22 protein-coding genes and 1 riboswitch are annotated in these 22,832 nt (G+C 56.1%); of the genes, 12 read left to right on the forward strand and 10 right to left on the reverse strand.

The window, feature by feature from the left end:
* The first annotated feature begins 14 nt into the window (after positions 1-14).
* The 3 genes from EQW76_RS22355 (at position 15) to ampC (ending at position 3,620) form a co-directional block, all read left to right on the forward strand.
* Entirely contained in the window at positions 15-1,436 is a 1,422-nt protein-coding gene (locus EQW76_RS22355; RefSeq protein ID WP_142831167.1) for a Xaa-Pro peptidase family protein, read from the forward strand.
* On the forward strand, positions 1,437-2,090 hold the full coding sequence (locus EQW76_RS22360) for a flavin reductase family protein (RefSeq protein WP_142831168.1): 654 nt from the start codon (positions 1,437-1,439) through the stop codon (positions 2,088-2,090). It begins immediately after the preceding gene.
* A gap of 384 nt (positions 2,091-2,474) precedes the next feature.
* Positions 2,475-3,620 carry a class C beta-lactamase gene (ampC, locus tag EQW76_RS22365; protein ID WP_142831169.1) on the forward strand — a complete coding sequence of 382 codons (1,146 nt, stop codon included), beginning with the start codon at positions 2,475-2,477 and terminating at the stop codon, positions 3,618-3,620.
* 594 nt (positions 3,621-4,214) lie between these two features.
* Here the strand turns inward: ampC and EQW76_RS22375 are convergent.
* From EQW76_RS22375 to EQW76_RS22415, 9 genes are all read right to left on the reverse strand, one after another.
* On the reverse strand, positions 4,215-4,673 hold the full coding sequence (locus EQW76_RS22375; protein WP_162854778.1) for a VOC family protein: 459 nt from the start codon (positions 4,671-4,673) through the stop codon (positions 4,215-4,217).
* A gap of 235 nt (positions 4,674-4,908) precedes the next feature.
* Complete coding sequence (locus EQW76_RS22380) at positions 4,909-6,006, reverse strand: hypothetical protein (RefSeq protein WP_142831172.1); 1,098 nt, start codon at positions 6,004-6,006, stop codon at positions 4,909-4,911.
* On the reverse strand, positions 5,999-7,072 hold the full coding sequence (locus EQW76_RS22385) for a DUF3419 family protein (RefSeq protein ID WP_161991117.1): 1,074 nt from the start codon (positions 7,070-7,072) through the stop codon (positions 5,999-6,001). Before EQW76_RS22385 ends, EQW76_RS22380 begins: the two co-directional genes overlap by 8 nt.
* A gap of 51 nt (positions 7,073-7,123) precedes the next feature.
* Positions 7,124-8,401, reverse strand: coding sequence for a CoF synthetase (locus EQW76_RS22390; protein WP_142831174.1), 1,278 nt, complete (start codon positions 8,399-8,401; stop codon positions 7,124-7,126).
* Positions 8,398-9,243 (reverse strand): MBL fold metallo-hydrolase, encoded by an 846-nt coding sequence (locus EQW76_RS22395; RefSeq protein WP_161990980.1) that lies wholly within the window; start codon positions 9,241-9,243, stop codon positions 8,398-8,400. The genes EQW76_RS22390 and EQW76_RS22395 overlap by 4 nt, the downstream gene beginning before the upstream one ends.
* The gene (locus EQW76_RS22400) at positions 9,240-10,229 is read right to left on the reverse strand and encodes an NAD(P)-dependent oxidoreductase (protein ID WP_142831176.1); all 990 of its coding nucleotides are present in this window, start codon (positions 10,227-10,229) and stop codon (positions 9,240-9,242) included. Before EQW76_RS22400 ends, EQW76_RS22395 begins: the two co-directional genes overlap by 4 nt.
* A 3-nt stretch (positions 10,230-10,232) precedes the next feature.
* The gene (locus tag EQW76_RS22405; RefSeq protein ID WP_142831177.1) at positions 10,233-11,246 is read right to left on the reverse strand and encodes a 3-oxoacyl-[acyl-carrier-protein] synthase III C-terminal domain-containing protein; all 1,014 of its coding nucleotides are present in this window, start codon (positions 11,244-11,246) and stop codon (positions 10,233-10,235) included.
* A 120-nt stretch (positions 11,247-11,366) separates the two neighbouring features.
* The gene (locus tag EQW76_RS22410; protein WP_142831178.1) at positions 11,367-11,570 is read right to left on the reverse strand and encodes a cold-shock protein; all 204 of its coding nucleotides are present in this window, start codon (positions 11,568-11,570) and stop codon (positions 11,367-11,369) included.
* 352 nt (positions 11,571-11,922) lie between these two features.
* The gene (locus EQW76_RS22415) at positions 11,923-12,477 is read right to left on the reverse strand and encodes a YcxB family protein (RefSeq protein WP_143123254.1); all 555 of its coding nucleotides are present in this window, start codon (positions 12,475-12,477) and stop codon (positions 11,923-11,925) included.
* A gap of 444 nt (positions 12,478-12,921) precedes the next feature.
* Positions 12,922-13,126: riboswitch (cobalamin riboswitch) on the forward strand.
* A gap of 83 nt (positions 13,127-13,209) precedes the next feature.
* Here EQW76_RS22415 and EQW76_RS22420 point away from each other — a divergent pair.
* Positions 13,210-14,268: a HoxN/HupN/NixA family nickel/cobalt transporter gene (locus EQW76_RS22420; RefSeq protein WP_142831179.1), complete on the forward strand. Its 1,059-nt coding sequence runs from the start codon at positions 13,210-13,212 to the stop codon at positions 14,266-14,268.
* A 282-nt stretch (positions 14,269-14,550) separates the two neighbouring features.
* On the opposite strand, the gene EQW76_RS22425 is transcribed toward EQW76_RS22420, so the two are convergent.
* On the reverse strand, positions 14,551-14,961 hold the full coding sequence (locus tag EQW76_RS22425; protein ID WP_142831180.1) for a hypothetical protein: 411 nt from the start codon (positions 14,959-14,961) through the stop codon (positions 14,551-14,553).
* A 660-nt stretch (positions 14,962-15,621) separates the two neighbouring features.
* Between EQW76_RS22425 and EQW76_RS22430 the strand changes: the two genes are divergently transcribed.
* From EQW76_RS22430 to EQW76_RS22465, 8 genes are all read left to right on the forward strand, one after another.
* A complete protein-coding gene (locus EQW76_RS22430; protein ID WP_161990981.1) occupies positions 15,622-16,707 on the forward strand; it encodes a lysozyme inhibitor LprI family protein in 1,086 nt (361 codons plus the stop codon).
* 56 nt (positions 16,708-16,763) lie between these two features.
* Positions 16,764-17,426: a lysozyme inhibitor LprI family protein gene (locus EQW76_RS22435; RefSeq protein ID WP_161990982.1), complete on the forward strand. Its 663-nt coding sequence runs from the start codon at positions 16,764-16,766 to the stop codon at positions 17,424-17,426.
* A gap of 268 nt (positions 17,427-17,694) precedes the next feature.
* Complete coding sequence (locus EQW76_RS22440) at positions 17,695-18,012, forward strand: hypothetical protein (RefSeq protein ID WP_142831183.1); 318 nt, start codon at positions 17,695-17,697, stop codon at positions 18,010-18,012.
* A gap of 342 nt (positions 18,013-18,354) precedes the next feature.
* Positions 18,355-19,152: a lysozyme inhibitor LprI family protein gene (locus tag EQW76_RS22445; protein WP_161990983.1), complete on the forward strand. Its 798-nt coding sequence runs from the start codon at positions 18,355-18,357 to the stop codon at positions 19,150-19,152.
* 294 nt (positions 19,153-19,446) lie between these two features.
* The gene (locus EQW76_RS22450; protein ID WP_142831185.1) at positions 19,447-20,274 is read left to right on the forward strand and encodes a hypothetical protein; all 828 of its coding nucleotides are present in this window, start codon (positions 19,447-19,449) and stop codon (positions 20,272-20,274) included.
* A gap of 167 nt (positions 20,275-20,441) precedes the next feature.
* Complete coding sequence (locus EQW76_RS22455) at positions 20,442-20,915, forward strand: hypothetical protein (RefSeq protein WP_142831186.1); 474 nt, start codon at positions 20,442-20,444, stop codon at positions 20,913-20,915.
* 129 nt (positions 20,916-21,044) lie between these two features.
* Positions 21,045-21,368, forward strand: coding sequence for a hypothetical protein (locus tag EQW76_RS22460; RefSeq protein WP_142831187.1), 324 nt, complete (start codon positions 21,045-21,047; stop codon positions 21,366-21,368).
* A gap of 353 nt (positions 21,369-21,721) precedes the next feature.
* The gene (locus EQW76_RS22465; RefSeq protein ID WP_143123255.1) at positions 21,722-22,777 is read left to right on the forward strand and encodes an AraC family transcriptional regulator; all 1,056 of its coding nucleotides are present in this window, start codon (positions 21,722-21,724) and stop codon (positions 22,775-22,777) included.
* Positions 22,778-22,832 lie beyond the last annotated feature (55 nt).

A 22,832-nucleotide genomic window follows, 5' to 3' on the forward strand; every position in this document is an offset into this window, starting at 1 on the left:
ACAGGTAACACACCATGACCATGCGCCCCAAAACTGCAGGCAACCGGATCGGATCGCTGATGGCGGAGTTCGAGCCGGACTTCGAATTCTCGGGCCCGATGCCGCTTCCCGTCGAGGAGTTCGAGGAGCGCCTCCGCCGTATCCGGCGCCAAGCCGTCGAGGCAGGCCATGATGCCATCATCGTCCATACAGGCAGCGTCGGCTGGTTCCACACCTCGAATGCCTATCTCCGCTATATCTGCGACTGGATGCGCGAGGGCGTGCTGATCATTCCGACGGATGCGGACAAGGCCATGGTGCTCCTGTCCTTCTTCACGCAGTCCGTCCTCTTGCCGCCCGGCGGGGAACCGGTCCTCGTTGACGAAATCTGGCAGATCGGCCCGATTGGTCGTGAATATGCCGATCGCCCCGGCGACTCCGTCATCAAGACGGCGGAAAAATGCGCCGAGGTGCTGGCGAGGGTCGGATGTGCCAAGGGGCAGATCGGCAGAATCGGCGATCGGACGTCAATGACATTTTGGGCAGCGCTCGACGAACAGCTTCCCAGATGCAAGTTCGTCGCCGACAACGGCGTCCTCGACCGCATGCAGAAGGTCAGGTCGCCGCGTGAGATCGAGATGTTCCGCGCCGCCGCGCAACTGATCAGCATCGGCACCCAGGCCGCCTATCATGTCGCCAGACCCGGTGTCACCGATCATGAAATCTACGCCGCCTTCAGCTATGCCCAGCTTGCCCTCGGCGGCGAGACGGGCGACGGCTACCAGATCGGCATCAACGAGTTCGGTACCCATTGCGGCAAGCCCTATGGCCATATCGTCCGTCCCGGCGATCTGATCAATCTCTATATCTCAAACGTCACCTACCGCGGCTATACCGCCCAGACCGCCCGCATGATCGCCGTCGGTAACACCACGCAGAAGCAGGAGGACGTTCTCTCCGCCTGCACCGAGGGAGTCAAGCGCGCCGAAAAGCTGATCAGGCCCGGTGCGCTGATGCGCGACATCAATAACGCCGCCTTCGAGCCGATGATCGAGCGTGGCATGCTGACGTCTCCAGAAGCGCGCACGATGCCTTACAACTGGTCGCCGATGCCCGACGGTGGTGCGCGTCTGATCCCGAGCCAGTACGTCAAGGATCTCGACTGGGAGGCACAGGGCCGCAAGCTCATGCATGTCTATCCAGCAACCGAAGGCCCGCACAATCCGAACCTCGGTCACTCCGTCGGCATGGCCGGCGGCCAGAACAGCTTCAACATCTCTTCGCATAACTACGATCGTCTCGAGGAGGGCATGGTCTTCGTGCTCCACACCCAGTGGCTCGAACCCCTGTCGGCAGGCTGCAATATCGGCGACATGTATGCCGTCACCAAAGACGGTTTTGAGAACCTCAGCCGCCACACCCCACTTGAAACGCACCGCATTGCCGCCGAGGCTTGAATGAGCAGACCCATGGAACACACGCATTTCGACTTCGCAAAACTCACCGAGCGGGAACGATACAAGCTCCTGATCGGGACGGTCATTCCGCGCCCGATCGCGTTGGTCACGACATTGAGCAAAGACGGTCGGCCCAATGCCGGACCGTTCAGCTTCTTCAATGTGCTGACCCACGATCCTGCGATCGTCGCCATCGGCGTCGAGAACTATTCCGACATGAGTTTCAAGGACACGGCGCGTAATATTCGCGAGACCGGGGAATTCACCGTTCATATCGTCGACGACGCCTTGGTCGCCCAGATGGAGGTTTGTGCCATCAAGTTCGGACCAGAGGTCGACGAGATGTCGGAAGCAGAATTGGCCACGGCACCGGGGCAAATGGTCCGAAGCCCGCGCATCCTAGCAGCCCCTGCAGCACTGGAATGCCGTCGGCATACGACGTTGCAGGTCGGCCCCGCCCGCGAGATCATCCTTGGCGAGGTGCTTGGAGTTCATATCCGCAGCGACGCCGTTAATCCGTCAAATCTTCACATCGATCAGCAGCTGATGGATGCCGTGGGAAGGATGGGTGGGCACACTTACGCCCGGACGCGTGATCAGTTCGACGTTAAAACACAGACCAAGGAGGAATGGAACGCGCTCAAGAGGCTTTAAAGGACAGGCCACATTGCGCGATTGGAAATGCCACCGGTCGTAGTGAAAGCCTGCCCAAGCCTAAAGTCTGCATGATCTGGAATGGGGTATCCAACCCACGCACCAGAGCTTGATCATCGACATACTTTAGCCCCGTCTCCACCCATACGCGATCATCCTGGCTGAACGTGCTTGAGAGCGTTCGATTTATCGTGCCCAAAAAAGCGATAAAGGACGTCAGAGCGCTGTCTGCCTCGCACCTAGACCATCTGCGTTGGTCTTTTCAAAGACGATTGATGCAGCAGAGAGGGTAGAAGTGCGACAGCATCGGACATCGTCACACCTTTGCCTTAAGGATGAGAGATCCCCGCGAGTCCCACTCGGGATGTTGATGTGGAGCATAGAATGAATAAATGTTCGTACTTGGTTGTGTTCTCTATCGCTCTACTCGCCTCAGTCGGCTCGATTGCGAAGGCCGACGGGTTTGCTAAAGTGGCGCAAGCTGCGTTCGAACCGTTGGTAAAGCAATACGACATTCCGGGACTTGTGGTCGGAGTTACCCGGAACGAGAAACATGAGTTTTATGCGGTCGGGTTGGCTTCGCGTGCCGACAACCATCCCGCTACGCCAGATACGCTATTCGAACTTGGCTCGATGAGCAAAATTTTCAATGTGACGCTTGCAGCACTGGCTGAAGAACGCGGGAAGCTCAGCCTCAGTGACACGGCGGCACACCATCTCTGTGACGACGCATGTTCAATTGGTGACAAGCTTACACTCATGGATTTGGCAACACACCATTCGGGCGGTCTGCCATTGCAGGTGCCGGACAATCTACCGGATGTCGATGGGTTGGTGAATTGGCTGAAGGGTTGGCATCCGCCACAACCGGGAGCACGAAGCTATTCTAACATCAGCATTGGGATGCTCGGCTATATATCCGGCAAAGCTATGGGCTCCAATTACAAGCTGTCCTTACAAGACATGTTATTCCCCGCATTCGGGTTACATCATACGTGGATAGACGTCCCGAAGAGTGACTTGAACCTGTACGCTTTCGGCTATGACCGAAAGACCAATGCACCAATCCGGGTAAACCCTGGAGTCTTGGACTCCGAGGCTTACGGCGTGAAGTCGAGTGTCCGGGATATGCTCACAGTTCTTGACGTGGAGTTGGGACAGGGTAATGCCCCCGAAGACCTCCGCAAAGCCATCAAGCGAACCCAGGAGGGCCATTACAAAACTGCCTTTTTCACCCAAGATATGATCTGGGAGCAATACCCATGGCCCGCCGATCTGCAGGCCATGACGTCCGGCAATGGCTCCGATTTTATTATGAAGCCGCAGCCGGTTGAAGGTATCAGTCCAGCGCTTCCTCCCCAGAGGAATGTGATCCTGAACAAGACCGGCTCAACGAACGGGTTTGGCGGCTACATCGCTATGTTGCCGGGCGAAGGGATAGGTGTTGTCGTCCTCGCAAACAAAAATTACCCGAACGAAGCTCGCGTGAAGGCAACGTATTCTCTAATTCAGGCATTGCTCACGAATTAGCGCAAGCGATGGGCGGGCGGGGCGATATGCGTTTAAGGGAAGCAAGCAATGTGAGTGCGCGCAAATTGTGCAGCTTACCTGGTCTGGGTTCGCGTCATCGGATCGCGATGTCATGTATCACATAGAAAGAAGCGAAAAATGGGTCAGCTGCCATTCTGGTCGACGAGCGGGTCGTTGCTGCGGTCCGCCGCTTTATAGATTTTACTGCAAGCGGTCGTGTTGGCAGAACTTCCGACACCCGCGAACCGGTAATTAAAGCGACGCCCTGCTGAGCTGCGTATGAAACTACCAACTCGCTAGCCTTGTTCTCGGTGCTCAGAATTGACGGGTCGGTGGTTCGGACTGGTTCAAGGCGTGTATAACGCCTTCTCCCGAGATCATTAATCTGATCGCGAGTGAGGGAACACTGAGAAAGTGCAAGCTCGCCAGCCAGATGCCGACGAACCATAATAGTCGCTTTGAACGCGAGGGCACCATTCGTGGTATGCTTCGTCAGGATCGATCTTGCCGCGAAAAACCCAGTAGGCGTAGAGAGCTAGTAGCAATGGAACGGAAAACCCTCACTAGGTTCAGCTTTCCCGGACCGAAGGGGCGTTACACGACGCGGGAATGTTCAACAGGCGGCTGCATCAGCTCTATAGTGATGCCATCCGGGCCGGAGATGTACGCGACCATTGTTCCGCATCGGGGGCCGGCTGGTATCGGCTGCGGCGAACCCTTCACTGCCCACCCCGCCGTCTCAACCCTCGCGATGGCCGTGCGGATATCCGTAACCGTGAAGGCGATGTGCGCGGCGCCGATTGCACCCGCGCTACGAGGTGTCTGGCCCAGCGTACGACCTGTCGAATACTCGAGAAGCTCGATAGGGTAGCCATTTGGAGCCGTCACCAGCGCCATTCGGCAACGGGGGTCGTCAACCCCCGTGGCCTCCCGTAGGAACTCTCCACCCATCTCTCCTCGCCGAGCAAGGTCGAAACCCATCGCCTCAGTCCAGAACTGGATCGCCTCCTCCAACGAGGCGACCGAGAACCCCGTGTGGTCCACAGCTATCACGCCCGCATCTTCGGCCACTTTTTTAATCCTCTCATATCGAACAGCTGCGTCACGCTACAGTAAGCCATTCGCCTGACAAGTCACAGCACTTGCAATCCCTTTAGCCATTTCATAGCTCGGGTTCGATTCCCCTCAAGACCTTACGGTCGAGAGCGGGAGTAATTTACATGCTCCTCAATCGGCCGCATGGCATACAAGCAGTTTTTTTGCCAGATGCTCACGACTGTGGTCGGTACTACAATTTGTATCGCTGTAAGATCGGCATGCCGATCCTGCGTGCGACAACTTGCAAAAGATCAATCGGCACGCGGCGCTTCGCTGGGAGATGGCGAACGTGGAACGCCGAAAATTCCATCTCGGCGGTTGCGCCGCGGGCAAGCTTGAAGCTGGAAGCACCCGAGGACATGTTGAATGCGAGATTGTTGTCGGCAGCAAACCGGCTTCCGGCGTGGAAACCCAGCCGATAAAGGCCCTCACGTTGGTCGATGCCGGTATTGTAGCCCATCAGCGGCATGGTGGCGTAATCTGCGAAATGGTGTATGCCGCCAAAACTCTGGATCACGCCATCCGCATCCCGCAGCACCATGTAGCGGATCATGCCGATCGCATGTGTCATGATGACGAAATCGGGTGTGTAGATCGGGTTCAGCCGGGAATATTTGTCGAGATAAAGCATGGCGTAAAGCGCTGCGATGCGTTGGGCATCCGGCCGGCTGATCGTCTGCAATTCTTCGTAGCGATAGGGCGTATTGCGCCAGAGAGCCTCGTCCCTTTTCAGGTCACGGCGCCTTGTCATCTGGCTGGCGATATCATCCACCAGAAACAGCTGCCTGCTCGGCAAAAGCACCCAGCCGGCGGCCTGCAGCGCGACCATCAGCCTGCTGTTTTGCCGCCAGTTGAGGGAGCGCATCGCCAAGATATGACAGGGAAAACGCGCCGTGAATTCCTCGGTCTGCTCTGCCACCAGACCGGCATCGATGGCGGCCAGAAGATTGGTCGACATCATCCAGTTGTTGATGTGGACGATGCGGTCGAGATCGGCCAAACGCAAGATCCCCGCGACGCCGCTGACGACGGCATGCAGGGCGGGCACCAATGCCCGGTTCGGAAAGCGGGAAAGCTCTTCACGCGTGTAATCGACATAACCGACCCATGGCGAACAGACGAAGGTCGCAGCCTTTTCACCGTGGTTGATGGTGATCGGCAGTAGGTGGTCACCCCATCGCTGCACGCCCACCTCCGTCTGCAGGTTGCGGATATAGGTCGAGGAACCATCGCGTATGAAAGCATGGGTAAAGTCCTCGACGATCCGGTGCCGGTATCGGTCAGCCATGGGCTGCCTGACGGATAACCCCGGCGCGGACGCGGTAGATGATCGCCTTGTCCGAAGTCGACAGTTTTTCTGACAGCGCCTCATCCACCTCGACGGTATCAAGGGGCACGATCATATCGTTCATGAAGATGCGCTCGCAGAATTTCGCGTCGGCAGCAGCGACAGCCACAATGCCCTTCCAGCAGGCGGCATAAAACTCTTGGCCGCAATAGGAGCCGAAATCGGAGAGCGAAAATCCTTCGATCTCGCCCAGTTCAAGCCGTGGCAGGTCGGTGATGCCGCCTTCAACGATGCGCAGCCGCTCCAACCGGCTCTTGACCAGATCATAGTTCTGCCGCTGCAGATGGAAGGGTAGCGCGCCCTGCGCATCATGCCTTCCGCGAAACACCAGCATGGCGAAATCGCTGTCGCGAAACAGGAAAGTTCGCGCCGCCGCTTCGAAATCGTCATCCAGCCGTTTGCCGACTTCCTGCGGTTTGGGCAGGAACTCGCCGGCCGGCTCACGCATCACCCAACGCCAGACCCAGTCGCGGCCGATCATTTCGATGGCTGTTCTGAGCGCGCTATGGGCGAATTTATCCTCCCAGATCCGCGCCTGCACCTGAATGTCGGGCGCTGCCAGCAGAGCATTGATATGCCTGCCGCGGAAGAGTTTCAGAAACCGCGCGTTCCAGAGCAGCAGCTTTTCCCATTTGCCGGCATGCCAGACGCCGGCCTCGATCATGCCAAGATGCTTGTCCCAGTGATCCTGCACCGTCGGCGACAGGCGCGGGCGAATGCGCTGGTAGACCTCGGCGCGGGACCGGCTTTCGGCAATGCCGATAAAGGCCAGAAACGCATCGCGATCCAACATGTCCATGGCCGCAATTTTCAGCGCCAGAAGCGCGTTCTGCGTCGGGTTTACATCGAGTGCGATAACCTCGTTGGCATCCGACAGAAGCATGTCCAGCGGTCGGGTTCCGGAGCCGGTCAGGCAGACGATCCGTTTGGCTCCCGCAAGCGCCGCAAGCTCGCTTTCGCCATCCTCGTTCGCCGACGAAAAGTTTAAATTCTCGAAGAAACCCACCATAGCCCCGCTGTATCGACATCTGTCGTTCTGAGTTGAAACAGCCGGCGTTCATTGTCCGCCGGTCGACTGCCATGCGCGTCTTATGCGCCTGAGCTTGCCTTTCGAATGTATGGCCAGATCCACGCTCTCCACGTGACAATCCGGCGAAACGCCATGGCTTTCCAGAACCGCCGTCAGGTTCGCCCGCACGGCACGGCGGACCGGCGCAGGGCAATCGGCAGGCAGTTGCAATTCCAGCGCCGCCGCGTCGGTCTGAACAAGGGCGAAGTCCATGATGCCGCGATCGGTGTCGACAATGACGTTGCGCAGAATATCCGGCGTCAGTTCGACAATGCCGCCATTCGGCGACGAAAGCAGAAACACGTCGTCCTCGCGGCCGACGATTTCCCGCACCACCTGAAGGGGAGAGCCGCAGGGGCAAGTCCTGTCATCCAGACGCAACAGGTCGTTCAACCGGTAGCGTGCCATGATCTGCGTGCTGCGGCTGAAATCGGAAAGGATCGGCCTCACCAGCCCGTTGCCCGCCTCCTCGAAGGCAAAATGCATGCAGTCTTCTGCCAGATGCAGGCGACCATGGGCGCAGGTCACGCCCAGCAGGCCCTCGGTCGCCATATAGATTTCGCCAAGGCGCAGACCGAACCCGGCTTCGATGATCAAGCGGTCGGCAGCTTCCAGCTTTTCGGCAGCGGAAAATACCCGCCTCGGCGACAGGCGGCCAGGCATCCCGGCGAGCCGGGACAGGATGCGCGGCGGCGCGATCACGATGGTCGGATCGAAGGCCGACAACGCGGCGGAAAATTCCTCAAGCGGGGTGCTCAGGTTAAAGAATTGCAGCGTCAGGTTTCTGGTCCGGTTGGCGCTGTCGTAAAGCGGCGTGTCGATCGGCAGCAGCACCGCGACGCGATCCCTGTGCCGCCAGAAATCCGGCAGCGCCTTTGCCAGCATGGCGCCCAACCATGCAAACCGTTCGGCCTGCGAGATGACGAACAGACCGCGATTGCCGCTCGTGCCGGTACTGGCGCCGACGATATAGTCGCCGATGCGTTTTTCCCCTTCAAATGCGCGCCACCCCTGCGCATTGGTGATGGCCGGAACGTTGAAACGGGAGAAATCGGCCATCAGCTTGGATTTGTCCATGATTGACAGATCGTCGATCACGGTTTTGCGGCCGGCCCTTGCGCTGAACGCCGCGACCTTCGGAACGTCGTTTTGCAGCCATGCGGAGAGTTTTGCCGACTGCCATGCCAGCAGATGGGCGCGGTCAGGCATCCGGTAAGGCAGGGTGCGGATGCGTAGATAGGATTTAAGGGCAGTCAGAAGGCTCAAGAGGCTCGCTCCAGACCGATATCCAGGTCGAGCCGGTGCGCCACCGGATCATGGCAAAGCATGATCTCGCCGCCCTGTTCGAAAAAGGATCTGACCTTTGCGACGCTCGACAACATGGCCCGGCGATCGTGGCAGACGAGACTGGCCGGAAAGCCCGGCAGCCTGTCCTCGGTGATCGCCCTGATCAGCCATTGGGTATCCGTGGCATAGAGTAGAGGCGTTGGCAGGTCCGGAAAACAAAGGCCCACGTGGCCATCGAGATGACCGGGCAGATCGATGACAAGAACGGAACCGTCTGCAGCGATATCCCGACCCGGTTCGAGCCTGTTCGGCGCCGGAGCAGTGCGAAAATCCTCGAAAAAGCGCAGCCGTTTTTCTATGCCGTCGGGCAAAAGCCCACCGAAGACGCCGGTCATCGCGTTTTTCGTGGCGCTTTTGTTGCGAAAGGTCTCCCAGGCTTTTCGCGAGCATAGAATCTGCACATCCGGCAGGTCTCTCAGGCCGCCGATGTGGTCGGCATGAAAATGGGTGAGAATGACTGTTTGTATGTCCTGCTTGCACAGATCAAGCAGGCTCAGTCCGGCACTCAGCGGATCGTCACGTAACGTGGTTGGCCGCATGAGCAGCCGATAGGCGGCCAATAGCGGCCCCTGTTTCAGTTTTCGCAACGTGTCGACATTGCAATAACCGGTGTCGATCAGCGAGTGGCCCAGGTGCGGATGGTGAAAATACCCGACACGCACGCGCAGCGGCAGTTTATTGAAACTGCCGCGTCTGAGCAGAAGCCATTCGCGGACGGGAAGAATTGAAGAGCTGAAAAAGCGCGGTTCTGTCACCATCATTCCGCACCCCGCCGACCGGTGTCGAACGTACGCAACAGGCCTTCCGCAAAAGAAATTCTTGGGCGCCATTGCAGATGCCGGCGGGCATTGGAGAGATCGAGCGTCTGGGAATACGCGAATATGCCAAGACCATAGGCGGTGACGAGCGGCTCGGGCCTCGCCGGGTGAAGCCGGGCTGCAAGTTCAGCGACCCGCACCGCCGCCAGCACCGGCATGACCGGAAGATCGCGCCAGCGCGGGGTGATTCCAACCGCCGTCGTCGCTTGGTCGACGATCTGTCGAATCGGCAAGGCTTCGCCGCCCGATATGTTGAACACCCGCCCGATCGCCTGCGCTGGTTGCCGGATCACGCTCAGAATGGCCTCGACGACATCCGCGACATGAGTGATGTCGGTCACGGCCCTGCCGCCGCGAAACCGTGGCAGGGTACCCGTTCTTGCCGCCCGGATCAGCCTTGGCAGCAAGGCGGTATCCCTGACTCCATAGATGCCGCGTGGTCGGATAATCGTATGGGGCAGGCCGCTGGTCAACACGCGCCCGTCGGCAATCGCCTTGGTGCGCGCATAGTCGCTGACCGGCTTGGGCAAGGTGGCATCTTCGGCGATATTCAGCTGGTCCTGAAAGCGGAAATAGACAGCCGGCGTAGAGATATGGATGAGGTGTTGCACTTGTAACATCCCGGCGAGCGCAATGACCTTGTCCGTCGCGACGATATTCGCCCGTTCGAAATCCGCCCTGAGCCCCCAGGGTGATGACAGCGCCGCACAATGAACGATATGCGTCACGCCATCGAGCTGCCAGCGCAAATCCGCCGGTTCGAGCATGCTCAGGTCCAGCGCCAGTCTGTTTTTGTCGGATATGGGCAGCGCGCTCAGCTTTCCTTCATCACGACCCGTGGCGATGATGTCGCACCCTTCCTCACGCAGCCGGCGAACCAGCTCGCCACCGAGAAAACCTGTCGCTCCGGTCACCAGATAACGGGCCATCGATCATAAATCCACGACTAGCCCGCCAAAGGAGACGCCGGCGGATGTGCCAAGGATCATGATCCGGTCTCCCCTGTGAATCAGCTGGTGTTCGACGCCATAATCGAGGACAAAGGGAATGGAGGCGGCGATCTGGTTGCCGAACTGCGCGGAAATATCGATCACCTGTCCGGGGGCGAAATTGCAGATCCGCGTCATGTGGGCGAGGGCGCCCGGGCTGGCTTGATGGGCGATGACGCGCGCGATCTCGTTATGCCGGGTATTGGCCGCAGCAAGAAGCGCACTGACAAAAGCCGCGAAATCGCGGGCAGTGAGGCGAAACAGTTCCTTGCCATCCATCGAGAAGGTGCTGTGGGCGGTAAACTCTTCCGGCTCGCGGTGGAAATCGAAGCGGGTGCCGCCGGCACCGATCTGGCAGGCGTCGTAACCGGATGACAGGGTGGTGAAACGGGAGGCCAGAATGCCGGAGCGATCATCCGCGCGGATAATGGCGGCACCTGCGCCATCCCCGAAAAGACCGGCGACGGCGGGCTGGGCTTTCCAAGGCAGGGCGCGCGAGGCGATTTCCGACGAAACTATCAGGATAGTGCGGTGATTGCCGGTTTGCAGCAGACTCGATGCAAAATGCAGCGCCACCGGAAAACTCAGGCATGTGCTGTTGATGTCAGTGGAAAAACAGGCGCCGTCCGCGATGCCCAGCGCCCTCTGGATGGCCGGCGCCATGCCCGGAATTGGCTGATAGGCGACCGCCGAAGCACTGATGATCATGTCGAGATCCTGCGGTCGCAGGCCAGCCGCATCGAGCGCCTTGCGTGCGGCATCACAGGCGAGATCGATCTGGTTCTCGTCATCACAGACATAGCGCGTATGCACACCGGTCACGGACTGCAGATAACCGCCGGGGAAGCCATGCAGGTTATCGAGATCCGATGATGCAACGGCGCGACGGGGGACGGATCTGCCGGTTCCCACGATGGTCATGCCGGAGAGGCGTCGTTCTTCAGCTACCCGGTGCATTGCGTTCCTGTACCTGTCGATCGTCTCTGTTCGGGGCGTAAGATCGAAAGGCACGCGACGCGACCGGAATGACGTCGATCACTTCGGTCGCGTCGCGCATATTCGATGCCGGAAAGGCAATTACAGGACAGTTACGTTTTCTGCCTTAGACTTGCCAGTCTTGCGATCTTGGCCGACGTCGTAGCTAACTTTCTGGCCATCCTGCAAAGCACCGCCAAATCCAACGGCTGAAATGTGGACAAATACGTCCGGACCACCATTGTCAGGGGTGATGAAGCCGAAGCCCTTATCTTGGGCAAAGAATTTTACAGTACCGGTTGCCATCAAGTCCTCATTTTCAGTATGCGACGTCTTCTGATTGCGCAGCAGTAGTAAACAGCAAGAGCTCTGGCTGGCAATAGCTCGAACTGAACAAGATTCAATCATTCTCCCGAGGGCGGGGACATCATATCAGAAACTACTGGTCGTTAGTTCGAGTCCGCTCACGGCGACGGAATCAGCAAGTGTTAGGCGAAGGTCGGACCGATGGCACATTTGAGTCTTTAAACCACGCAGCCATCGTTAGTGCCGTCGAGCGCAGCCGCGAGAACATGAAAACGCGGGTTTCCAAGGAGCCGCTTTCGGCAGCTCCCGCCCAACCCCAGTCGTTCCTGATGCAAAAGTCAAAATTTTGGCATCAACGCTGACCGCCGATCAGCCTTGCCGCATCCAGGCTTCTCGCACGCGCCGCGTCCGTCATCAGTGACATGGCCTCGGCAATAAAATTGTGTTCGGCTTCGGCGGTTGTAAAAAAGCGCCGAGGAAGGACCATAGCGCTGCTTTGAACCAGAAACACCCAGTATTTGCGGGTTTGAAAGAGATCCGTGACGCAACGCCAATTGGCGGTCATCGTCAGGTCGCCCAGATCATAGACTAGCGCCTCAGGAGTTAAGCGAAGCGAAAGCGGCTGCTCATATGCTTGACCTCGCTTCGCAAGAGCTTTCCGCATTGAAGAGCCGGCCAGTCTTTGGATTGCCAGCAATCCCACCCAAACGCCAACGAAAGCGAACTCGATTGAAATCGTGGCTGCGAACCATGACCCCGACACCCATCCTCCCACAGGGATGCCGATCGCCAACATACAGACTAGCAGGATCAATTTCATCTGGCGTGGTGATACGCCCCTTCGACCCTTGATATAGGCCATGGCGGCTGTTGTTTCCCCGGCAGCCAGAACGCCTGTCGCTTCCATCCTAGTCCCCTCGAAGCAGCTTTGAGAGCAATCGCCGCGTAAGCGCGTGCGCGAGCAAGATAGAGGCGAATGCGCCGAATGAGAATGGGCCGGAGCGGACGCCTCCCATTTATGACTAACGTCAGACGGGTGGAAACGCTACCACGGCCCTAACGCCTGCGTGCTGTCTATGTTATGAGGCGAGCAATCCACAAACCGGCCGCGGCTAATGCCCCAGCCCAGATGACTGCCACGAAAATCATAATAATGATGCTGCGGATGAGCTTCATCTGGCTACCTTGTCGGTGGAACACTAATCCGGCGCAGACGCTTTGTGGGCGATAGTGCACGCTCTGAATCGGTGAAGACGCCTTTACTGGATGGCAGCAGAAATGCCAAGTCATCAAGCTCGTCCGAATTTCGGCCCGCAGCATGCTGCACTGATTGACGTGGCCACCTCGCATTCGTAATAGTCTCCGCGATGGTTCCCGTATGGGATCAAAAGGGAACACGGTGCGGATTACCCATCAGGGGCCAAAACCGGGACTGTCCCCGCAACTGTAAGCGACGAGCTTCATCCAAGATGCCACTGGTCCACATGGGGGACTGGGAAGGCGGATGCGGCAACGACCCGCAAGTCAGGAGACCTGCCATCATCGGATGTCATTGGCATAAGCGTGGGGCGGGGTGTCTCGACGCGGCGGATTTCCGTCACCTTTGCCATGACAGCAGACGTCACACAAAGGACTTCCCATGTTGACCAATATCACCAGACTTTTCGACGAGAGCACCCCTGAACTCAAGGCACGTCTCGTGACGATCTATACGATTCTTGCCGTTCTAAATTTTGGAGCCTGGCTATGGGCGCTTGTCGCCTTCTGGGACGAGCCTGCGCTACTCGGCGTGGCACTCGTAATCTACGGGCTCGGCCTTCGCCATGCCGTTGATGCCGACCATATAGCCGCCATTGACAATGTCACCCGAAAGCTCATGCAAATGAAACAGCGGCCGGTTTCCGTCGGCTTCTTTTTCGCAATCGGGCATTCGACGGTGGTCGTGCTGGTTGCTGGAGCTGTGGTGGCGGCATCCTCGCTGCTTGGTGGGTTCCAGAGCCTCGAGGGTATTGGCGGCACGATCAGCACGAGCATTTCGGCATTGTTTTTGCTGATCATCGCTACGATGAACATCGTGATCTTCGTGGCGATCTATCAGAGCTACCGCCGCGTGCGGGCAGGGGGCACCTATGTCGAGGAGGATCTTGACCTTCTCCTCAACAATCGAGGCTTTCTCGCGCGCGTATTGCGCCCGATGTTCAAACTGGTCACCAAGAGTTGGCATATGTTTCCCCTTGGTTTTCTATTCGGCCTTGGCTTCGATACGGCGACCGAGGTCGCTATGTTTGGCGTGTCAGCGACACAAGTGGCCAGAGGCGTTCCGGTCGAGGCGATCATGGTCTTCCCGGTGCTGTTTGCTGCCGGTATGTCCTTGATCGACACAACTGACGGCGTGATGATGCTCGGCGCCTATGATTGGGCCTTCGTCAAGCCGATGCGAAAACTTTACTACAACATGACGATCACACTGGTTTCGATCGTCGTAGCCGTGCTCATCGGCGGTATCGAGGCCCTCGGATTGATCAGTGACAAGTTGGGGTTGGAAGGTGGCCTCTGGGACATCGTCGGCGGATTGAACGATAACTTCAACAATCTCGGGTTCGTGATCATCGGCGTCTTCCTTCTCGCCTGGATCCTCTCCTTCGTGATCTACAAAGTTAAAGGCCTGGACGACGTCAAAATCAAAAGTCCGGTCTGACGCTATCGCAAAGGTTTCAAGGGGCCATCGCGACGGCCCCTTGTCTCTATGCAAGTCCGAACCCGCAGGTCACACCGCTCTCGCCTTATTCAGTACGTTTAATCTAAGGGTCGTGGCGAGGACAAGTCCAGTCTCTTTGGCGACAAATCCGACAATGATCTTCGAGATATTGAAGAATGCCGCCGATCAAGAGCCGACGGCTGATTTGACCGAGGGCCAAATAGCTCAAAAAACAAATAGCCGAACCGAATTTGCCCAAACATCCTAAAGGCACGCACTCACTCACCGCGCAGCACTAATGATTTTACAAATTCCTTTGCGGACAACATCCTTACTGGTGAGCTGGCCGGCCTGGATGTCAAACACGACATCTACCCTGACACCTGAGCCTTTTTGGCGTGCGACGACGCGGAGCGTTTGAACTCTACCACTGCCACTTGTTTCCTGAAATGCGTCGATCGACGAGAGTTCTTTATTGGTCCTGATGCCCGAAAAGCCCTCCGCCGCTACACCCTGTGCCAATCTCTTCAAAATCACTGGCGCGCTTGCTTTTGGATAGTCTTCCCATGAGCGGTAGCTGAGCGCGGTGAGCATAGGCACACCCGATACCGTAAAATTACCTTCGCATGAGGCTGCCTGTACAAGCGTTGTTTCGCCAAGCAGCAAGGCTATCATTATCACCACAGTCTTCATTAGCTTCCTCATCGGTGAGTATGTTGATTTCCACTAAGGCTGACCCGGCTTCGGAGTGAGCTCCTCAGTACGGCTGCCACCCTGTCCCACGGGCCGATACGCTTCAATGAGATCGCAGAAATTTTGTTCAAGTCGGGTGCGGTGACGCTCCGGTTGAACGGTGGAACCGGGTAAAGGGCGGTCGGTTTCGGCCCGCACTCGCCCAGTGTGAAGTGCTCCGTGCAACTGGGGTGGGCCTTTCGCACGAACATCCTCACCACACGACGGTGCAGCTCTGGAAGACGTTCATACTGAGTACCCTTCTCTCAGTTCGCACCGGTGCACAGCCTAACGATAGCATCAAACTCCAGACGCACCGGGACTGGGACCGGTGCGTATCAAATGCCGGCTGGAGAGCCAACGCCTTGGAGTCCGCGAAAAGTGCACATGTGTCTATATTTCCAAAAAAGCTCGAGTGTGCTGGCCAGTTAGAGCTGGGTGACATAGGTCTGTTTGCGAAGCGTGGGCTTGCGACCGGAGAAGGCTCAAACCATGGCGGCGCAGTTGCACTAAACTTTCTCGGTCCACGGTCGGGAAAACATGTCAATCGGACGAGCCAAACCAATGTGTCGCGAGCGTCTCACAACTCTTGCAGAGATCATTTGTTACGAGGATCCCAACATGACTTTCCAACAGGGCGCACTCTTTCGTATCGTTCTTTTCGTCCTGGCAATATCAATTCCCGTTCTGGCAGAAGCCGCCGACGGAAAAAGCGATTGCTTCGGATTCAACGCTCTAGATGACGACCCGCTCTCCGCGCAGCTCTATGAAGTTCAGCCCGGTGATAAGGTCGAGTTCCAGTGCCCTGAGCGATCCCTTTTTTGCAGTAAGGGGGCCTTCGTGCTGCCTGGCGATCAAGTGGTCGTTACAAGAATCGACGGTAATAGGGGATGTGCTGAATATCTTAACGCAGCGAAACCACATGACACGGATACAACGGCCGGTTGGCTGCCACTAGAGCGCCTGTCTAAGCAATCACCCCGAGCTGACTGGGTTGGCATTTGGGGGGACGACGAAACAAAAATTATCGCCAAACAGCAAGGAGATAAAGTTCGCGTTGATGCAACAACGACTTTGCAGCTTGGAAGCGGAGACGAAGGAGGTCAGTTTGCCGCCGTTATAGACAGTACCAAGCCGCTAGCGAAGTTTGGCTTTGAGTGGGACTTCAAGGGAAATATGGGCAAACTGCTTGCCTACCAGGAAAAGGTGGGCCCGGGAATATGCCAGGTAAAAATGAACCAGCTTGGACGATATCTTGTTGTAGGAGACAACCATATGTGCGGAGGCATAAACGTAAGCTTTTCGCGCGTGTACAGACGGGCCTATGAAAAGGTGACAGCTACCCAAGCCCAAGCGGCGGAAAATTCGCCCGAGGTCAGCAACAAAGCTGACGGCATCCGTCCCTCCTACGGTTCTTGTCTAGAGAGTTCCGAGGGTGTCACCCTCGACATGCGGAATTGTGCCTCTGCAGAATACAAATATCAGGACGATCGTCTTAACACCGCTTACCGCCGCCTTCGCACCAAATTGGAGAAAAATGCTGCTGCAAGATTGAGAGACGAGCAACGAGGCTGGATTGCACAACGCGACAAACAGTGCGAGGCCGATAAAACAAGTGGGACCTCTGCGCTAATCGTTTCCGATGATTGTTCTGTCACAGCTACAGCTAGACGTGCAGCGGAGCTCGAGAGCAAACTTTTTCAATAGCGGATGTGACAAGCCAGGAACCCGCACAGCCTATGTTGATTACTCAGGAGCGAAACATGCGCCGCACCTATTGGTTAGCCGTCGCAATCCTTATCTTGGCATCACCTAGCTTTGCAGCAGGCTTCGCCTGCGGAAAGGCCGGTACACCAACTGAAAAAATGATTTGCGTCAACAGCGCGCTAGGCGAACTCGATACGAGACTTCAACAAGCCTATATCAACGCGATGGCTGCGGCCGCACCCTCAAGTAAACCCACATTGTTGACTGAACAGCGCCATTGGAACCGCTATGTTCGCGATATCTGCATGGATGAGGCTTGCCTCACGCGCGCATACGAGGCGCGTATCTCCTTACTCTCGAGGAAAGACATGTACATCGCCGATGCGTCGCAGTGCGAAATCCGCCAAGGCAAGTCGTGCCGCGGCGTTGTCACAATGCGTGACACCGGAGCTCGGGTGGAATCGTTCAACAAATCACTGGCGGAAAACAAGAGCCCCGGCCGTATACTAGGGTGCGAACAACTGATCGACCTGCCCAGCGGCTCCTTCGAAGGCAATCATAGTTTTGGTGGGCTTTGCATCCTGACAAAAGGTGCCGTGCGGCAACGCGTCCATATCTGCAATGACGAGATGGTGGGCCATTTCGCGCTTGAACCTTCCACGGACGACACTGCCCTTGCCTTGCGCGATTTCACCAACAGCCGTTGTTTCGGCGGATGATATGTCCGCGAAGTCATCGGCTGGTTGCCCTAGTCATAAATCATACAACGGATGGGAGTCACAAAGGAGGCAATTTAAATTCGGAAAGTGGATAACCTATTTAATTCAACCATTAAAGGCCGTCGATGTCGGAGTCCCAGGGGCTGAAAATACCAGCTCGTCCGCGTTAACGCCAATAGCGAGCTCAAATCAGTAATCAATATCAAGCAGATATCTGCGGGTTGCCAAAGCGTCTCCGAGCTCCCGCGTGGCAAGATGTGAGGGATTAATGTTACAGGCAAAAATGATACGGCAGTTGGCCTTTTCTGCGCCACTCATCACTTTGGCATTGCTCACGTTGACTGGATGTGTGTCCGAGCAAAATCAGGGCGTGGCAGCGCAGCACCAACTGTATGAGGTGTTCTCACCTGGGTCCGACGTGCCTCACTTTGTCACCGCTGACAAGGTCAGCGAATATACGCAAGGTAAACCGCAATCCGGGATGGAGCAGGACGCATCGCAAGATGATCAAGAGCAATATCAGAGGGCTGTTCAACAGGATCTGTCAAACCGGGAGTTCCTCCGAGGTCAACAAGGTTTCCAGTAGGCGTTACGATGACAGGCCGGGAAGCCCCTCCGGTGGTCGCCCAATGCGGCGATGACGGAGACGCCTCTGCAAGATCGCCGGGGCGATTTTAGCAAATCAAGCGCATCCGATTTCTTTTCAGGAGTCATTTAAATAGTGTCTAACTATCTTTTAAAGGTGCACATCTGTTCGAATCTTTATTAGGGCCCTCACCAGATTGCCCATCTGGGATACATAAAAGCCGACAATTTGGACGATTGGACGGATTATATTATGTTAGAATGTAGTTTCTGGGGGATCTTGGGAAAATGGCTTCATTGTCACCAGCCCGCCTTTCGTACGCGTAAGCAAATAGTAGGGGCCTTGACCGCATTTTTGACTATGGGGGCATCATCGTCGGCCTGGGCCATTAATTGCGATAAGGCGGTTGCGCCTATTGACAAAAGGATATGCGGCAACGCCGGCCTGAAGGCGGCGGATGCCGCCATGGGCCAAGCTTACGGCGTAATCCTTAAGGCAGCGCCAGATTCTGAAATTCGAAAAATGCTGACGGACAGCCAACGCCGGTGGATTGCTGCGCGCGATGACGGCTTAAGTGCAAATTCTGAAGGAGCCCCCCTTCCGATCAGCGAGCTGCAAAAGGCGTTTGCCGAGCGGACCAGCCGGCTTAAAGACCGCACAGACAAGGGATTGATCGCCCAAGCCGCGGCACAACGGCGGTTTTTGGCCAAATACACGGGTGGGTCTTTCACCGGGTTCGAGACGAATTGCGAATTTATCCCCAATGACAGTGGCGGAACCAGCTTCTCCTACCAATGCTTTGGCGCCATGCATGTCCAACAGAATTATCGAGTATGCAGTGCCAGAACGGATTGGGCGACTTGGTCACTTTCCGAATATCACGGCGTCAGCGCCGTTAAGGGCGATGTCGCGAAGCTCTCGGCTATATGCGGCGATCAGTCAGGCAACATTTGCAACAGTGGAGACGGAAGAGACGAAGATTCAACGTGGAAACTCCATCCTGAAAGAGACGAACGTCTCCTCTCACCGAAATCGAATCTGACAAAGCTTGACGTAGAGGGCGTCTGGCCGCTTGAGGATAGCGACGTCAACTGGTTCGACCAGTGTTTGACGAACGCAATTTTCCCGCCGGCTCAGTAGCAAGCGTTTGAGGAAGACGAATGATACATCAGAGAAAAGCATTCTTAATGGGTGCTAAAAGGTGGGCCCGCTCCATACAGCGGTACGCTGATCGCGTGCGGCTTGCTTCTTGCATCCAACACGGTGTCACGGGCCTGAAAGCGCAGGAAGCTCGGTGGCTCCTTAGCCCGGCGAGCCGTATCAGTGTCTCCAAGTCCTTCTGATGCGGTGAAAGAGGGCTCGTGTTTCTTGCCCCTGCGGCATTTTATCGGCGAAGCTAATGACAAATCGAACAACATTTGATGAGAACGTGATATGAATGATTTTCCTCGGACGTCCTCTTCCATTCAACGTCTGCGTATTCCCCTGATTGGCCTCGCCCTTGGCATTCTACCCTTGTGGGTGTTCATGGGCGCCTCGCAAAGCGTTTCGGTGGATGGGGTTTCGGTCTCGCAAACACGGTTCAACGTTCTTGGTCTCGCTATGGCCAGTGTCGGCCTTGGCATGGTTGTCAAGCTGTTATGGAACGACGGCCCTTGGCGTGAACGCTGGCTCCCTCGCACCGCTCTTGCCTTTGTCGCGGCCTTTGCCTGCGTCGTTCAACTCGCCTATTCCGCTGGCTTCATCGATCTGAATCTGAACCAACCCGCCGGCGAGAGCGCGCAAGTGCCCGATTTGGCAGCGGACGCCGACTACACCATCGATACCGTTCCCCTAGCTCGAGGCGGCGAGTGGCGTGCGGAAAAGCGTGTCAACAAGCCTGCCAAGTCCAGCGCACCACCGGATGAATGCATCGCATTGCGTTTGATCGGCAGGGCCAGCGAGATCGGTCTGCACGCACAGGGGCAAAGCCTCACGCTCGATATCCGTGACGATCATCGATCTTTCATCGGCAAGGCCGTTGGAATGATTACGCTTTCAACCGGGACGTTGCAGCGCCAATTTCCCGGGACGGTCGCGAACGAGAATGTAATAATGGCAAAGTTGAGCCAGACGGATATGGCCGCCCTGCTAACGGCCCTAGAGCAAGGCACAGATCTTACGGTGACCTCGTCGGTCACCGACCCGACGACGGCGTCGCTCACCGGCGCAGCCCCAGTGTTTGAAGCGTTCCGCACCTGCACAAATCTGTCCCAGCAATGAGACGAGGGCTTGTTCCCAAAAGGAGCCTATCGGGCATTTACCGCCAGTCGAATCCGAGGACCCACAATGCTGGACGAACCAGCCATGGTCGCATAACTTAAACGATATGGCCTTCGGCAGACCAGGTGCGGTTCAAATCGTCTACTATTTTTAACCAAGGAGCGAACATGTTTGTACGTGCTGCCCTAATCTTTGTCCTGCTGTCAGGATCGGCCGGGGCCGCCGGCGATCAGTCATACCAAAATCCAAGATTTGGCTACTGGATCGAAATACCGAAGGAATTTAAAATCGCCTCTGCGGCGGATAATAATGACGGGATCACGCTGGAGTCTTTGAATGGTAAGGCAAAGTTGTTGGTGTGGGGCAACTATATCATGGAGAAAAACTTCAAGGCCGAAAGCGACCGCCAACGCAAATTTTACGTGGACGATGGTTGGCGCATTTCCTACGAGAAGCGCCGACCTTCTTGGGTGAGCTTTTCTGGCGCTCGCGACCACCTTATACTTTACGTACGGGAAATCGCGCTGTGCGATGGAGCGATGGGAAATTTCTCCCTCGAGTATCCCGAGGCTGATCAAAAAATCTATGGCGACGTTATTGAACAGCTTCTGAAAAGCTTTGTCCCACTTGGTCATTGCTAGGGAAGTGAAGTGTGTCTGGATGGTCGGATCTTACAGTCCTTGGCTGGAAATGTCTCATGGCATTGCTCTGTTACCCAACGAGCGTCAAACAGAAGAAACTCAATAAGATTCATCAAGAGGCAAGCCACAATGCGCCGTTACGTCGTTGTCCTCATGGTTTTCCTAACAATCTTATTTATGATTTCACCGTTTATCGTCACCGGCTTGGCAAGTCTGACCGCGAATCTTGCCGGTTGTGAATTGAATGAAGGTGAGACCCACGCGTGTGTAATTCATGGAGAAGATTACGGTGAGGCTCTTTATAAGATGGGTATGTTCTTATGGATGATAGTTTTTACCGTTCCCATGGGGGCACTTGCGCTCGCGACCTTGACGATATCTGTACTTTGTCGCGTTCTATTCAGAGCCATTGCTCGAAATAAATCCGCAAGAGGCAAGCATATCTCGCCGTAACAGGAAACTATCGTGTTTCTTACAAGCGGGTATCTTGTGTCAGGAGGTAAGGTCTTGATCCCGAATGGAGGTGCCGATCCAATTCTTAGCAACGTCTAAAGCAACAATAGTACTCCAGTTTATGTGGCCGATTCAGATGTTTAGCTTATAAAATCCGACACGCAGGATGAGAACGCCTTAACTCCCGCTTGACCTTCTTCGCGTGAATAGAGGTTGTAGCGTTCCAAAGCCCAGGCAGGCTTTGACGCCACCCGCCTCGGCACATAATAAGGTCACCGTTCATGTCGACGGCAGGTCAAATTAGGCCGGCCTGGATACTGGGAACCAAGAGCAGCGAAATTTGAAATTTGACGATGCAAAACCTTTCCAGCTTTGTCTTTGATTTTTCAACGATCGACTTTCCCGAAAGAGATCGCTTCCAGATGTGGATCCAGGACAATCATTGCGATTGTCGATTGTGGGACACTTCATCTCGGGCCTACGATGCGAGGGCAACCGGTGCCGCGCTTGGCCCTTTGATCCTCTCTGGCCGACAGTGGCTTGGGGAGGGGTTAGCGCCTGCCTATGAAATTTTCCGAACGGACCGCCGTATCCGCACAGACGGATACGACTTCTTTCGCTTCACTTTGGTTTTGGGCGGTCGATTTACCTACCGTTCGAAGGATCCAACATCTGTGATGTTGGCTGGCGATTTGTTCGTAGTGGACGCGTCTCAGGTCAACGAGTGCCTGGTGGAGACGAACAACGTGATTTCGATCGCCGTACCGAGAGACATGCTGCCGAGCCAGACGGCTCTGCTACATGGTCATGCGCTCAAAGGCGGCATCGCTAGCCTCCTGGCAGATCATTTTATTTCGCTGTTCGGCAATCTTGCAGGGTTGAGGGAACAGGATATTCCTTATCTCGTGCAATCAACCTTGCAACTGCTGACTGCCGCCGTTTCATCTGCATCCGACGAGATGCAAGTCGCCGCAGCTCCTATTCGTGACCTTTTGTTTCGTCGTATTTTGCGATATCTGGACGCACGCTTGCTCGATGCCGATTTGACTCCAGCAAAAATCTGCCGCGAGGTCGGTGTATCAAGGGCCAAATTATACCAATTGTTTGAGGGCAACGGCGGCATAATGCGGCAGATACAGCGCAAACGTCTACACCGCGCCCATCAGTTGCTGGCCGATCCAAGCCAACCGAAGCCACATATCGCGGAGATTGCGAGCAGCCACGGTTTCACTAGCGAAAAGTATTTTTATCGTTTGTTCAAAGCGGAGTTTGGCCATACCCCGGGTGAAACACTCGAAAAAACAGGTCTCCATTACTCTGCTTCCGTGACGGTTCCTATCGGGCCTTTTGGAGAACAGATCATCCGTCCTTCGGGCTGGACATTGCCGTTTGGGGTTCCGAAAAGCTAGAATGATCTGTTGCGAAACTTAGACGGATCTGCACTCGAAACAAATAAGAAGGCAC

The organism is Rhizobium sp. rho-13.1 (assembly GCF_007000305.1).
GTDB classification, from domain to species: Bacteria; Pseudomonadota; Alphaproteobacteria; order Rhizobiales; family Rhizobiaceae; genus Rhizobium; species Rhizobium rhododendri.

What these genes read in the sequence shown, in the direction of transcription:
- EQW76_RS22355 (WP_142831167.1), top strand. Translation starts at nt 15, where the DNA reads ATGACCATGCGCCCCAAAACTGCAGGCAACCGGATCGGATCGCTGATG.
- EQW76_RS22360 (WP_142831168.1), top strand. Translation starts at nt 1,437, where the DNA reads ATGAGCAGACCCATGGAACACACGCATTTCGACTTCGCAAAACTCACC.
- ampC (WP_142831169.1), top strand. Translation starts at nt 2,475, where the DNA reads ATGAATAAATGTTCGTACTTGGTTGTGTTCTCTATCGCTCTACTCGCC.
- EQW76_RS22380 (WP_142831172.1), bottom strand. Translation starts at nt 6,006, where the DNA reads ATGGCTGACCGATACCGGCACCGGATCGTCGAGGACTTTACCCATGCT.
- EQW76_RS22395 (WP_161990980.1), bottom strand. Translation starts at nt 9,243, where the DNA reads ATGATGGTGACAGAACCGCGCTTTTTCAGCTCTTCAATTCTTCCCGTC.
- EQW76_RS22400 (WP_142831176.1), bottom strand. Translation starts at nt 10,229, where the DNA reads ATGGCCCGTTATCTGGTGACCGGAGCGACAGGTTTTCTCGGTGGCGAG.
- EQW76_RS22405 (WP_142831177.1), bottom strand. Translation starts at nt 11,246, where the DNA reads ATGCACCGGGTAGCTGAAGAACGACGCCTCTCCGGCATGACCATCGTG.
- EQW76_RS22410 (WP_142831178.1), bottom strand. Translation starts at nt 11,570, where the DNA reads ATGGCAACCGGTACTGTAAAATTCTTTGCCCAAGATAAGGGCTTCGGC.
- EQW76_RS22415 (WP_143123254.1), bottom strand. Translation starts at nt 12,477, where the DNA reads ATGGAAGCGACAGGCGTTCTGGCTGCCGGGGAAACAACAGCCGCCATG.
- EQW76_RS22420 (WP_142831179.1), top strand. Translation starts at nt 13,210, where the DNA reads ATGTTGACCAATATCACCAGACTTTTCGACGAGAGCACCCCTGAACTC.
- EQW76_RS22425 (WP_142831180.1), bottom strand. Translation starts at nt 14,961, where the DNA reads ATGAAGACTGTGGTGATAATGATAGCCTTGCTGCTTGGCGAAACAACG.
- EQW76_RS22430 (WP_161990981.1), top strand. Translation starts at nt 15,622, where the DNA reads ATGACTTTCCAACAGGGCGCACTCTTTCGTATCGTTCTTTTCGTCCTG.
- EQW76_RS22435 (WP_161990982.1), top strand. Translation starts at nt 16,764, where the DNA reads ATGCGCCGCACCTATTGGTTAGCCGTCGCAATCCTTATCTTGGCATCA.
- EQW76_RS22440 (WP_142831183.1), top strand. Translation starts at nt 17,695, where the DNA reads ATGTTACAGGCAAAAATGATACGGCAGTTGGCCTTTTCTGCGCCACTC.
- EQW76_RS22450 (WP_142831185.1), top strand. Translation starts at nt 19,447, where the DNA reads ATGAATGATTTTCCTCGGACGTCCTCTTCCATTCAACGTCTGCGTATT.
- EQW76_RS22455 (WP_142831186.1), top strand. Translation starts at nt 20,442, where the DNA reads ATGTTTGTACGTGCTGCCCTAATCTTTGTCCTGCTGTCAGGATCGGCC.
- EQW76_RS22460 (WP_142831187.1), top strand. Translation starts at nt 21,045, where the DNA reads ATGCGCCGTTACGTCGTTGTCCTCATGGTTTTCCTAACAATCTTATTT.
- EQW76_RS22465 (WP_143123255.1), top strand. Translation starts at nt 21,722, where the DNA reads ATGCAAAACCTTTCCAGCTTTGTCTTTGATTTTTCAACGATCGACTTT.